At 44.8% G+C, this 14,183-nt stretch carries 6 protein-coding genes; all 6 read right to left on the bottom strand.

The genetic code is table 11. From position 1 onward, the window contains the following. Positions 1-181: 181 nt before the first annotated feature. Complete coding sequence (locus tag MKY85_RS15120; protein WP_342569907.1) at positions 182-5,257, bottom strand: hypothetical protein; 5,076 nt, start codon at positions 5,255-5,257, stop codon at positions 182-184. Positions 5,258-5,547: 290 nt separating this feature from the next. After that, positions 5,548-6,756 carry a GDSL-type esterase/lipase family protein gene (locus tag MKY85_RS15115; RefSeq protein WP_342569906.1) on the bottom strand — a complete coding sequence of 403 codons (1,209 nt, stop codon included), beginning with the start codon at positions 6,754-6,756 and terminating at the stop codon, positions 5,548-5,550. 17 nt (positions 6,757-6,773) lie between these two features. Further along, positions 6,774-8,990: an FAD-dependent oxidoreductase gene (locus MKY85_RS15110; protein ID WP_342569905.1), complete on the bottom strand. Its 2,217-nt coding sequence runs from the start codon at positions 8,988-8,990 to the stop codon at positions 6,774-6,776. A 111-nt stretch (positions 8,991-9,101) separates the two neighbouring features. Next, entirely contained in the window at positions 9,102-10,712 is a 1,611-nt protein-coding gene (locus tag MKY85_RS15105) for a response regulator (protein ID WP_342569903.1), read from the bottom strand. Then, entirely contained in the window at positions 10,712-12,451 is a 1,740-nt protein-coding gene (locus tag MKY85_RS15100; protein WP_342569902.1) for a histidine kinase, read from the bottom strand. Before MKY85_RS15100 ends, MKY85_RS15105 begins: the two co-directional genes overlap by 1 nt. Before the next feature lie 93 nt (positions 12,452-12,544). Further along, entirely contained in the window at positions 12,545-14,131 is a 1,587-nt protein-coding gene (locus MKY85_RS15095) for an extracellular solute-binding protein (protein ID WP_342569901.1), read from the bottom strand. Between the last annotated feature and the right edge of the window lie 52 nt (positions 14,132-14,183).

Here is a 14,183-nt window from a genome sequence, read left to right as displayed (position 1 = left end):
CAAACTTAAATGTTTAATGGGTACGAGGAAGGTGGCCTTTTGGCTTCCTTTCCTGTGACCACACCTTCTTGCTCCTAAACAAAAAGAGCCGAATGGATCGTTTTGATCCACTCGGCTCTTAGCGTTATTTTACAATAATTTGTATACCATGACTTGCCGTTGTTTCATTTCCATTCATAATTCACTGCTCTTGTTCGGAAAGTGTCGGTTCATCTGGCGCCTCATTTGCAAGCAACTGCGAATCATCGGAATGCCGTTCGAACATAACTGCGTCAGCCCTTGTATAGATCATATCCGCAGGAAGCGTTGGCGGGTCTACCGTTGTAGGCGTAACCCTTGTTAAACGAACATACTCGCTGCCGTCTCCCGTGAAGTCAAACGTGCCCAGATTAAGCCAACCCGATGAGCCGACTGTTGCATCGATATAGGTAACCTCGGTACCCGTCTTATGCTTCACTTCCACTTTGACATTATTATCATTTCCCGTTGTATGGACGAGCTTGTAGATGGAAACGGTATATTTCCCTTCTGGAAACTGGCCTTTCCACGTTGCGGATGATCCTTGAACGGTTGAGTAGCGGGATTTAACCCCAATTTTGTATCCGGCTAAATTACTTTGGCTCCAAGACCCTTCTGTTGTGTATAACCCTGTTGTATCTGTACTGTCGACGATAATCGTTAGATCCTTAATCGTGATGTTCAAATGCGGTGTGGTTAAGGTCACTCCGTCAATCGTTACCGTGGCCCATACCTCAATGTGATCCGTGTCCCCATCGAGATTGAGAAGAGTCAACAACCCACTACTGTCCACTTCAGCCAGATCCGTACGATCAACGAAATACTGAACATCGGCCTGTGTCAGATCACCGATCAAACCGTTATCCAAATAGCCGGTTACGCTTAGTTGTGCGGTTTGAGTCATCTGCAGCTCGTTTCGATCAGACTGAACTATGGCAGACTCCAATTGCGGTATCCTGTTTGGGTCCACCCACATCATTGCATCGGCTACGACTCTGGATTTGTTGGCCTTGTTCGTTAGTTCTACGTACCCGCTATCACCTGCAGCAAAAGGATAATCCCCCAGGTGCACCCAAGTACCGTTCGTCATTGTCTCATCAACAGTAACCGTATCGGAGCCTTCATTATGATAAACGGTAAACGAGGCATTGGTTGCCCAATTTTCATTCGTTGCAGTGATTTGCGGAATCTTGTAATACACACTATACGTGACACTTTCCGGAAGCTCAGGCCGCCATCTCATTTTGCTTGTCGCTGTACCAGTCGTAGATTTGGCATACACATAGTTATCATAGTAATAGTCGTTAGCTGTTGTATCCCTTATCCAGACACCTTCTGTCTCCGCCTCCGTATTATCCACAATGATCGATGAATGATCCTGCCCATCATCGGGCTGGACTGGCGTTTCCGTTACCCGATCCGGCAGATAGAGTGTGCGCTTGCGGGTCTGTTTCCCCTCCGATTCCACGTAGTACGTGAAGGTTTGGGATAAATCATTCACCCGTATCGACCATTCCATCGGGTAGATCGTATCCGGGACGGTCGTATACGTAGCCCCGCCATCCAACGAATAATGAATGGTCGCCGGTTTTGTCGTTTTGGCCTGCACATAAGCATCATAGACCGTTTCGTCAGGCTTTACGATCAGCATACCTTTAACCGCATCAATTGGACTGTGAGTATCAAAGAAATAGCTTGCATCCGATGGTTCAGCTGTTCTGATCTGATGCAGCGGTACATCAATGTCAAGTCCCTCTACAATGATAGCCGTGATGCCCTTGCCTGAAACGGTGGCTTGAATGATTCCGCCACTCATAACGGTTTGCTCAGGTGTACCATTGTCGCGGATGATCGTTACAGTATAATCTTGTGCCGGGTTGAACCCAATGATCTGTTCATTCAATTCGATCGGAGTCTGAATTTCTTCCGACGATGCGTTGCTTAGCCCAATGTAGAATTTATCTCCACTCTCACCTGTGATCCAGTTCAATTGAGGATGATTGGTCTTAATGATCTCCTTCGGCATCCATAGCCAAACGTCGGAATTGCCATAAAATTGACCTGGTTTATTCCCATAGAGGTGATATTTGAACCATAAAAAATTCGTTTCGAATACGGAAGGAAATGTAATGCTTCCGTTCGATTTCAAGGATTGTTCGCTGATCAAATAATCCATCGTTTGCCCGAGCTGCCCCGGAATATGGTGATAATAGATGGATGTAGCCCCGCTTGGGCCTTCCAGAGGGAAGTCCGGTTCAAGTTGGCTAACGGCAAATCCTTTATAATAATAACCTGGATAACTGGAATACCGACCAATAACCGCATTATGAGCAATGTCCTGTAACAGTTTATCCCCTGTATAGAGCGACAATCGCAGCATGAACGGCGCTTCCTGAGCATTCATCCGATAATAGCCGGTTGTACTTCCTGCTTCAAACGTCAATCCGCTTGGTGAAACAAGCCAACGCTCGGCTTGAACGCCTCCGGCAATATCTTCGGGAAGTTTGAGCCGAGGATATTGAAATTTACCGCTTTCCGGCCAATGGAATGACTCCGCGTAATTATATGTCTCTGGTTGAGGAATCGTAACGTTCCCTTCAGGAACTGGACGAGCAACAAACATGGTTGCATACCGTTTGGCTTCCTTATAGGCGGCATCCAAGTATTTGGAATCCTGCGTTTCTTCGTACAGCTCCAAAATCTCCATCCACAGCTTGCTATAATAATAAATGAACTCATTTTTACTCACATCGACAGATGCAGGCGTATCGATATGTTGCGTGATATAACTGTCGGCTGCATCCTTCGCAGCCTGTAAGTACTGTGCCTCTCCCGTCATACGATACATCATTAGAGGCTGAATGATAGGCCCGCGGTCTTTCTGGTCAGGATCACGCATAAGGTACTCTTCCTGTGCCAGCGCCCCAATTCCTGCCGAAGTGCCCATCATCTGATTGACAGCGGCTACGCTTGAAACATCAAACGGCAGGGTAGCCATTTTCCATAAGGAAGGTACACCGTATACTTTCTTCTGCGTCGGCGACCAACCGATACCATTTCGCGATACGCCATACTGAACGGACGGCAATGCTCTCGTATCATAAAGCTGGTCATCCCCGGTCAAATAGTAAGCCCCCAGAAGAACCGCATTCGAACTTGTTCGAACACTATCCTCATTTTCAATATCAATAAAACCCTTGGCACGGCTCCACCACCCGCTGGGTGACGGGACATAATTAACAGAGTCGTCTCCTTGCGGCTCAATCTTGAGCAAATCGATCATATTAAACATCGCGTCAGTAAGCGACTTATTTGATACATTTTCACGATATGCCGAATAATCGTACTCATTGCGAAGAATATCCGTGTAGGAATCATACAGATTACTTTTTTGCGCGATTAACCCCATATGAAATTGATAGGTGCTTTCAGCGGTCATCTGAGAATAGGTCCCTAATTGAGGAGCATATAGGATGGGCTGCACGCTGCCTTCGTTGTTAACAAGGCTCATGCCCAAACGTTGTTTGGTCACACCTCCCGCCGGTTCAAATTCAACCGGAAGCTCCCCCGAGGGTACAAATATCCCATACGTCAATGGATTCCCCGAACCATCATTCTTCTCAACCAGGCTCATCGGAGCGCTCAGCTCTCTCAAGCTTGTAGATTCCACTGTACCTACCATTTTGGCATGTGACCGGAATCCATTTAACACTTCGTTGATGCCGGAGACTGTCTCTGTTGTGAAAGACTGATATCCAATCACATAATTGCCGTCACGGCGAGGTGTGAAGGCAAAGGAAACATCGGGTTTATCTCCTGCCATGGACCAGTTCACCTGTAAATCGTAATCACTGCCGTGTGAGGAATCGGTTAATACCGCCGTTTGGCTGTCTGGAAAAGAGATCCCGTCAAATGTAATCCATCGCTTATTCATCGTATCGTAGTAATTGGTTCGGCTGCCCGCATTCCCGTCTAATACAACCCATTGTTCCTCTAATCTTTCCGCCACAGTATTGATCGGCATCCAGTCTCCAGTGTCTGTGTTCTTGTAAAACATGTCACGAACGATAGAGCTGCCCCCATCCCATGCTGCTTCATAGAAAGTTGCTTTATAGCTATCATTCTCGATACTGCCTTTTTCCGTGTAACTGAGATTCGCTAAAGTGCGGCTCCGCAGCGGGGGCAACGGCGGGGCTTTCTGCTGGATATTTCCTTCAAATTTGACTGCATCAGCCCGCGTAATAATGGTACCCGTCGTAGGTTGCGTTCGAGTCAGCCTGACAAATTCGCTATCATCACCACTAAACTCATATTCCCCCAAATCAACCCATCCAACCGATGGACCTGACGAGGGTCTTAGATCCAGAAACTTCACATCCGTAATCCCGTTATGAACAATCTCAATTTTCACATTACTATCTGCTTTGTCCGCCCAATCCAGCTTATAGAACGATATTCTCGCCGTCCCTGCTTCCAAGCGCGGATTCCATGTGATCGTTCTACCTACAGCATCCGTATATTTGGAACTGGAATTGTTGTATCCCTTCACTCCCGCGCTTGTGGTCCAATACGGAGCGGAGAATCCGTTATTGGCATTGCCTGCATCAACAGTGACGACATCATCAATCGTGAGGCTTCCATCATCAATGATGATCGTCTTATGTGGCTCTTTTTGCTCAATATTTCCTTCGAACTTGACCGCATCAGCTCGTGTAAGGATTGTATTCGTGGTGCCGGTAGACCGGGTCAATTGAACGAATTCTTCACCAACCCCGGAAAAATAATACTCTCCCAAATCAACCCAACCCGCCGGCGCGCCAGATGAGGGTCTTAGATCCATAAAGACTACATCTGTTGTCCCATTATGAACAATCTCAATTTTCACATTGCTATCTGCTTTATCTGCCCAATCCAGCTTATAGAACGAAATTTTCGCTGTTCCTGCTTCCAAGCGTGGATTCCATGTGATCGTTCTGCCTGCTTTACTCGTATATTTGGTGCTGGAAAGATCATACCCCTTCACCCCTGTGCTTGTGGTCCAATTTGGAGCCGAATATCCATTGTTCTCGTTACCCGCATCAGGTGTTAGAACATCATTGATCTTAATACTCCCGTCATCGATGATAATGGTCTGATAAGGTAAGGTCTCCGCATAAGCGGTCCTTATTCCAATCAGGCTGAAAGGAACTACGATCGTCAACATGAAAACGATGAAGAAAAACAGCTTCCTTTTGACCATACAATTCACAGCCTCTCCTCAAAAATGGTAACGCTTTCAATAATAGATTGCCTTTTACTCAAATGATTGTAAAAAAGCTATGACCTTATCCTTCTGCCTATTCCCGCTCTGTCGTTTTTATCTTAGCAGTCTCAACACCGTGAAATTTCTTTCATTTTAAGAATTTCTTATACGATTTTAAGTAAAAAACCTACATCTAACTGAGCGCTTATTGCAGTCAGATAGAATGCAGGTTTATCACATGTTCCAAATGTCCCTAATGTCCCTAGTCTTCCAAGTGAAACAATCCATTATAATGGCGGCTGCACCAATAACAACTTTCCAAGCTGAATGACCGTTTGATCATACCAATCCGGATGCTGCTGAACATGTGCGATACTTCTTACATTGCCACTTGCTTCAAACACGGCCGCTTTGTCTGTCTTCTCGTGATCGATCTCGAAGCGAACGGTATGTTTCCCATTGGGTAGTTCTGGTAAGAAAACATATTGATTTCGATTATGATCGTTATAGGGTGTGAACCGATCGATAACAATTGGTTCCTCTCCATCCACCGACACCTTCAATCTGCCAGAATCCGGCCCCCCGATATCAAATAAGCCGATGTGGGTTCCCTCAAATTCCACTATGATCGTCTCACCGGGATCAACTGCTCGCCACAGACCGGGGAACAACCAATCATACTCGCGCACTAAGGCAAAATCATCGGGAGTCATGTAAGACCATCCTGCGGAAAAATGAGTAAGACGATCCAGTGGCAGCATGGTTGCATACTCCCAAGGATTGACCGGGACCAGAGTGTCTTGCGGCAAATGATGTTCCACTTTTCCCACATGATCTCGAAGTTTGCTCATTTTCTCAAACGACCGAATGATGGTGTCTGTGTAAATCTGGTGTCCTTCGGGAATCGTTGGATGGATCGAATCATGCGTAAAAATAATGGCACCGGGAATGGATACATCTGCACTTGAGGTGAAAATGAGCTTTCCACCTGAAACCAATTGACTGACCGCCACGCCCAGATGAATCGAAGGAATGTCGTAATAGTCGGCAACTTCCTCTTGCATAAGTGCACCCTTCTGGTACTCTCCGGATTGAAATAAGTTCAAATCCCGCTCCTTAATCGTATATACGAACAGGATATCGGTGAATAGGCTGTGCTTGCGGATCTGTCGGACAATACCTTCGATTCGCGCCTTGGATTCGGGGACTCCCCCATCATTGCCAACAAATTCAACAAAAACGAGATCAGGCTGATGACGCAGTACATCGGCCTGCAAACGAGCGCAGCCGAGGTCCGATCCTGTCCCATCAATGCCTGCGTTCACAGCGCGGATATCGGCATGGGGATATTGCCCTCGCAGCCAATCGGCCGTCATGACTCTGTATCCTTCAGAACGTGTATTACTGCCGCCAAAATAAACGATGGTCACAGGTTCCCCATTTTCCAACTTCTGAATGACATTAGGAAGCCCTCTCCGAGGAAAAAATTCTTTCATCGCAACTTCACCCGACCTCACTTCGCATTTTTAGGAGCAAAAAATTTCACTGCAAACACTTCATAATAAGGTGAGCCATACGTTGCACAGAAATCAAACCGGATCTGGCTTACACCTTGCACATTCACCTGATGTTTATTCAACGAAAGATAATTTCCGCGGACTTTAATTTCACTCTTGATCCCGTCCTCAAACGTTAAGGTCACATCATAATCCTGAATCAGTGGCTCGATTGGATCGTCAAAATGCTCCAAATTCAGCTCCGAATTGAAGACAAGATGGATTTCATCCAGATTCTTGGGGCTTGCAAAACCAAATTCCAACCATTCCCGTCCTTCTGTACGTTCCGAAATCCAACCGTTTGGCAGACCATAAGGTCTGGAGAATCCGTTGACGACATTCGCGGGATTATACATATCCTGGGATGGTTTCAGATCCTTGAAGCAAATGCTCTTATTAAGCTTCTTCAGCCTGGATGGCTCTTCCGGTATATAAAGGAAGCTCACCGCTCCAGTCATTTTCTCATCATTGGTGTGTACCGCAAGGCTCTCTGAACCTTCCATTACGATGTAGACCTTGTCATCAGCCGGTTTCTCACAGCCCAGGTCCAGCGTAATCCAGTCATCGTAACCCGCTGAAATAAGCAAGGGATATTTTTTAAACTCGCTGGTGGGAATATAGTTTTCCTTCCGTTCCCCGCCGTACAGCTTCACTTGCAGCGTTTCTGATTGCTCGGATCTGTTTTTAATTTTGATCTGCACACTTTCAGCCACGGATGTCTGAATCGGCAAGACCAAACATAACGCTTTCTCCAAGGAGATCTCTTCGGTTGCATGAAGATGTTCATAGTTTCGCTGAGACGAGGCACGAATGGTTAATCCATCTGCGAAATAACGATCCAACGGTTCTTGAAGCCCTACAATCGTTTGTCCGTCTCGCAGCAGCTGCGCCTGAAGCTCACCCATATGGGCTTTGACGAGAGCCACAGGGTCTGCCTCATATTTTACGCATAACGCAGCAGCCGTTCCTACCGCCTGCCCCATACAACCACAGGTTGCCATCACTCTTGTAGATCCAAAAGCCACGTGGGTAGCGCTTATATTGCGGCCAGCGAACATGAGATTAGGGATATTGCGTGAAAATAAGCTGCGAAACGGGATATTATACAATCCCGGCACAAAATTCCACGCTGTAGCTGGCCCTTCATCGTAGATGCCTTTATTCGCATGCAGATCCATATACCAGCCTCCGACGGATACCGCATCTTCGAAATGAGGTTTTGCTGTAAGATCGTTTTGAGACAGCATGTGTTCCCCTATGAATCGTCTCGATTCCCGCTTTCCCGGAATTGGGCACACATAATCCAGAATGAGATTGTCTACATCATCGAACTCGCCGCTGTTTTTGATATAATCCCAGATTCCGTACACCAATTTTCGCAGTTCCAATGCAATGTCTTCATTATGCTTGATAATATCCATATGTCCGCCGTATTCCAGCCACCATAATCCGCCAAGTCCGTTGATTTTCCTTGGAAAAGACCGATGGTTTAACCCTTTTCGGATACTATCGAAAAAGTCCAGCTTGGTAATATCATACGCAAAGCCAGGCCTTTTGTAAGGAACGGCATAGTCTACGTCACGGGCTTGAAACAGAATCGTATCGCCCATGGTGTAATGATCCGCCACTTCAGGAGCCAGCTCCTCCTTGTATTCATGCTTCGCCTCTCTTCCCCATCGGAAGTGAGCGCCTGCCTGGTATCCAACAATTCCATCCCCGGAGCAATCGATGTAGATAGGGCTTTCAAAACGAAATTTTCTCTCGGAAGCCAATTGCAGGCCCTCCACCCATTTGATTCTACCGTTCTCCATACCTGTTTCATGTACGCATGTGTTCAGGAATAGAGAGATGTTGGGCTCATCATAAACCATGTCGAGTAAGACTGTATCGGAAAGCGAAAGCATCAGCTTCTTGTTGTATAACGGATTGTAATGAAATATCTTCAGCTTCAGTTCTTCTATCAACCCGCCCTCTCGTGCATAGTAGGATGGACTGTTCCCGAGATAAGCCGACCCGTTGATATGCACTCTGACCTCGCTGCTCGCATTTCCCCCTAGAACTGGCCGATCATTAATAAGTGAAACCTTCAGACCTTGGCGTGCAGCTGCAATGGCAGCGCATATCCCTGCAATACCTCCACCTACGACGGTTACATCAGCTTTTATAGACTCCATTTTGATAACCTCCATGATTAGATGCTCCTATCATGGTAATGGTTTTGGCCCGTTTTTTTTTACAGGATTTCACGAAAAAATCATACATTTTTTGCATCCTTATTGGAATTCCTACCGTGTCATTTTTATCCGGTATTGCTTAGGTGTATCACCGGTATATTCTTTAAAAAGTTTGCAAAAGTAACCTTCATTGACAATGCCTACTTCCTCGCACAATTCCAATAAAGAATAATCCCGGACATTTAACAACTCGAGAGCGAGATTGATTTTTTTACGGTTGATGTAGCTAATCACGCCTTCGTTCATTGTTTTTTTGAATAAACTGCTAAAATACGATGGCGCTAGATTCACTTCCTCCGCAATGGCCTCCAGCGTTAAACGCTGTTTCAGGTTTTTCTCTATAAAATGAATAGCACTCATGATTTCTGCACGATGTAATCGTTGGCCTGCATGCACGTATTCGAATGTGAAGTCGCCAATATAGGCGAGCTGCTCTTGAAATGTCATATATTCCATGGGGAATTCAGCTGCTTCCATAGCCAGCTTGTTCCCTGATTTAAACTTTACGGTAATTTCTCTGTACAAGTCTCTAATCATGGGCGCCATGACGGACTTGTGGATTTTATGGTCCGAAACAAATTGCAGCAGTTCGGCAAGTGCATTGTCCAGCTCTTCCTTGGAAATCTTTCGTTTGAGCCGTATAAGAAAATCATTCACCTTTTGCTGAAAGTCTGCTTTTTTGTCATTATGGTATTGGAACCGATGCATCGGTGTTTTGACTACTTTTTCGGTATGATAATAGAAATCCTCACTCACATTTTTTGCTTCCGTGTACGCCTGTTTGATCGATTCCCATCCTCGATGTGGACCTCCAAAAGCGACGGATACCCTTTGATTCAAATATTGATGCAAATGAGTGATGATCTGCCCTCCCAAGGATAGGCAAGCATATTCCGTTTCCATATCACTGCGGTTATTTTCCCAGGATAAAAAGCCAATAAAGCGATTATCAGACAGATCCGCAGCTACACCACGGCCACCACTCATCACGGTTTCTTCGATGATATTCGTAATCGCATATTTCAAGATGTTTTGATCAGCGGCAGCGTATTCGTTTCGGAAACTTTCATACGTATTCATCTCAACGATGAAGCAGCAATAGTTGGCTTGAAAGAAATGAAACTGCATGCGATTGGCAAAATCCGATGCCCGATGAGAAGGAATTTCACCTCGGATCAGTTCGTTAAAAAATTGCTTACGGACTCTATATTTATTTTCAAGTACGGATACGTTTAACGAGTGAAATTCCGCTTCTTTTTTCTCAAACTCATTTAGAATTCCAGCTGCCTTATCCAACGCTCGATTCAGATCAGCTTCCCTTAGCGGAACCTTTACAATGTACTCCAATACGTTGGCTTGAATAGCTCGCTGGGCGTATTCAAAGGATGAATAAGCGGTCAGAAGTATGTACTGGGTATGGGGGAGCTCCACTTTTAACTGCTCAATCATGGAGATTCCGTCCATTCGCGGCATGACAATATCGGATATAACGATATCCGGCTTAAGTTTGATGATCTCCTCGATCCCATTCAGACCATTATTCGCTTTTCCCACCAGAACAAATCGTCTATCCCTATGAGAGAGCTCACTAAAAAACAATTCCAATCGTTGAATGATCAGGTCTTCATCGTCAACAATGAAGCAGGTATACTCTTTCCCCATTATGCATCTCCTTTTTGCAATTCTGCCGGGAATAATGCGCGTATGCGGGTTATTTCCTTAGGTATGCTAATGATCTCCAGTCCGAATTGATCTCCGTAGTGAAGTCTTATTCGACCATGAATATTATTCATTCCGATCCTTTTTCTTTTTACTTCCTCTTCACTCGGTTCTGAGATTAAAATATGCTTTAATTGATCGGCCGGAATTCCCTCACCTTGGTCAACAACTTCTATGATCACAATACTGTCTTCCCTGTACGCATGAATCGTAATAGGTCCCTCTATCTCGCCTCCGTTATAACCATGGAAGATACTATTCTCCACAAGGGGCTGCAACAACATTCGGAAAACCGGAAAATCCATTAATCCTGCTTCGATATGTTCAATCAAATTGAAGTTTCGGTTATACCGAATGTTCTGGATCTCGATATAGTCCGCTACATTGCGTAATTCCTGGCGTAGGGAAACCTTCTCAGAAGCATCGTCTATCCCATACTCCAATAATGAAATGAGCGACCCGATTACCACATCGACTTTCTCTATTTGTCCAAGACGTATCACATTGCTGATCGAACCAAGCGTGTTATACAGAAAATGTGGGTTTATTTGAGATTGTAATACCTGAATTTCCAGCTTCCGCTCAAGTTCATTATGAAGCTCGGCTCGGCGAATCAGTTCAACAATTTGCTGTAACATACGATCAAATGCGCGTGAAAGATCTCCAAACTCATCGTTTCGGTTAATGGTTACTGTCGTTGTGAGGATGCCTTGTTCGACCTGTTTCATTTTTGTTTTGAGTGTATATAGTGGTTTTCTTATAAATTTGGCAACCATGAAAGAAATGAACAAACTTAACAGAAGACCTGCAGCCAGAAGCTCAATATAATAGGTTTCCAATCTGGACAAAGCTGCTTTCAAACGTGATTCATCATTAACGGAGACAATGGTCCAGTTGAATTTCTCCGTTGGTTTCTTCAAAAGAGAGACGGGAATACCATCCTTCGTATGCAGTTGAAGATTTGTTTCTGACGTATCCAAAATTTCTTCCGCTGACGTCTCCCCGATCGAAAACGTATGATCTTGAATACTCAGGGGTCCTTTATTTTCAGAAAATCCGGCAATGATCTTACCTGAGGCGGTGATCAGAGCCAGATTCATTTGTTCCTGTTTATTAATCTTGAACAAGGTTTCTTCAATGGCATTTAGATCCAGATCAACCGCAATGGCCATAGGAAACGGAGCACCGTTCAGATAACGAACCATCGTAACAGTCCAGCCGGAGTACTTTGATTTGTATGGTTCACTAACAAAGGTAGTCCTTCTATTTTTGTCAGCCGCATCATATAAAGATTCTCTTTCCGATAAAGGTTCATCGAATATTCGTGTAGGTGCACTTCCGCCCAGAATGGATAAATCGCTTTTGATCAAATAAATATTACTAACATAATTACTGTTGAGTTCATACAGTTCTCTTAATTGCTCTTTAATCACTTCGGTATGGTTAATATTGGCTTTCACCGAAGTTTCAACCGAGAAGAGGATCGTTTGGAAGGAGGAAAAGTTAACGGTGAAATACTGGTCCACCTTGTCTAATATTTGATTGGTGTAATAAATATCATTGGTTCGTATTTCTTTTTGGACATAGCGATAAGATAATTGGCTTATCAAGATGATGCAGCCCAATACAAACGCGAACACGATAAAAAACAATTTTAAAGGCAAGCTGATTCTTCTTCGCATCGATCATCTTCCTTTTAGTTCCGTTTTGTACTAAGAATAGCATATGCGAATAAAGAGAGGGGCTACGAATAGCCACTCTCTCTTTGTTTATTTTTACTTGATGAGGCCGGCGTCTTTAAATTGCTGGGTGGCTGTTTCCTTATATTTCTGCATGTCAAACTTGGTATCCAACGTTTGGAGGAAATTGTCCCAGTTGGAAAGAGGTTCTTTGCCCGTCATAAATTTGACCAAGCTTTCATTAATGAACCGTTGGCGGTCAGCATCCAAGGTGTCGCTCGGGTCTGGGGTCAATAAATTACCGGGCAACGTTGGCCCCACATATTGCTGATTATTCTTGAAGGCTTCCGCCGTTTTCGGATTCTGGAAGCTGAAGTACTCCGCATCATCACCACGGCGCGGCATTCTATAATGATCGACCCACAGGTACTTCTCTTTCATTTCCTTCGATAACTCCGAGGTTTTATTTTTGATCTTGCCATCTACGACATCCCAATGAATCCCTTTGATTCCGTATGCAAAATTCGGATAAGCTTCTTCATCCGTAAAGAGATAATTCAGCATGGACAAGATGCGAATGATTTTGTCCTCGTCCGCTTTTGCGGATATGGCCCATGAATTACCTTGGAACGATTTTCTCTCTACAATCTGATCCCCGTAAGGACCTTTCATCGGAGGAATAACGATCCATTCCGGCACCTCTCCACTAATTTCTTTCATTTTCTGCTGATAATCCGGCTCCAGTCTGCGGGCATCCCTGATCATGAAACCAACTTTACCCTTAAACATCTTTTGGTCCAACAGATCAGGTGAATTCATCGTCACCCAGTCCGGGTCTACGACTTTGGCTGCCATCATTTTATTAATGTAAGCAAGGGCCTCTTTCATTTTGGGATCGATAAACAGAAATACCGGTTCATTATCTTTAATCTCAACGGCCGAAGGAGGATTAACGCCAAACATCCACATCAAGCTATCAAAGCCGTAGGTTTGCAGATTGCCTTCTTTATTCATACCGCCGATGAATCCGTACGTATCGTTTTTGCCATTACCATCCGGATCTTTCTCTGTAAAGGCTTTCATAACTTCGAACAACTCGTCAGGTGTCGTTGGCACATCCATATTCAACTTTTTCAGCCAATCGTTACGGATGAAGAAGCTACGACTGATACCGTTTACATTATCATAGCCTGGAACTCCGATCGTTTTCCCTTGATAGGACATCGCCTCCCAGGAGTCATTGCCAAACCGTTTCTGTAATTCAGGAAACTGATCCAGATAAGGGGTCAAATCCGCAAGCACGCCTTGGTCGTAATATTGTGCAAGATCAGCACGGCTCTTCAAGAAGATCAAGTCTGGAATATCCCCGCCTGCAATGAGCGTGTTCAGTTTGGTTGTTGCTTGACCCGCTTGAGGAATCATCATATCCAAGTCGATGTTCATCTCTTCTTCCAACAGTTGGCGTTGAATATCTTCATCCCGTGGAGGTACTGGAGCAGCAGCATTGAACGTACCTTGGTTAAACATGGAGATCTTCATTTTGGTTGCAAACTGGCCAGACTGGTCTTGCACATTACTCGAGGTTGTCGATGTAACTTCTTCATTTCCCCCACAACCCGACAATAGCGTTCCAAGTCCTAAGATTGCCGACAGAATAACAAACGAAAACTTTCTACGCTGCATATTGACCTCTCCTTTGTTTGTATATTATCACGGTTTGCCCGTAATAAGTTAG

The sequence above is a fragment of the Paenibacillus sp. FSL R5-0749 genome, assembly GCF_038595085.1.
Lineage (GTDB): Bacteria > Bacillota > Bacilli > Paenibacillales > Paenibacillaceae > Paenibacillus.
The sequence above is the reverse complement of the archived record's forward strand: the minus strand, read 5'-3'. Positions and strand labels throughout refer to the sequence as shown.

Coding starts and splice junctions, on each gene's coding strand:
- MKY85_RS15120 (WP_342569907.1), bottom strand. CDS start 5,257: ATGGTCAAAAGGAAGCTGTTTTTCTTCATCGTTTTCATGTTGACGATC.
- MKY85_RS15115 (WP_342569906.1), bottom strand. CDS start 6,756: ATGAAAGAATTTTTTCCTCGGAGAGGGCTTCCTAATGTCATTCAGAAG.
- MKY85_RS15110 (WP_342569905.1), bottom strand. CDS start 8,990: ATGGAGTCTATAAAAGCTGATGTAACCGTCGTAGGTGGAGGTATTGCA.
- MKY85_RS15105 (WP_342569903.1), bottom strand. CDS start 10,712: ATGGGGAAAGAGTATACCTGCTTCATTGTTGACGATGAAGACCTGATC.
- MKY85_RS15100 (WP_342569902.1), bottom strand. CDS start 12,451: ATGCGAAGAAGAATCAGCTTGCCTTTAAAATTGTTTTTTATCGTGTTC.
- MKY85_RS15095 (WP_342569901.1), bottom strand. CDS start 14,131: ATGCAGCGTAGAAAGTTTTCGTTTGTTATTCTGTCGGCAATCTTAGGA.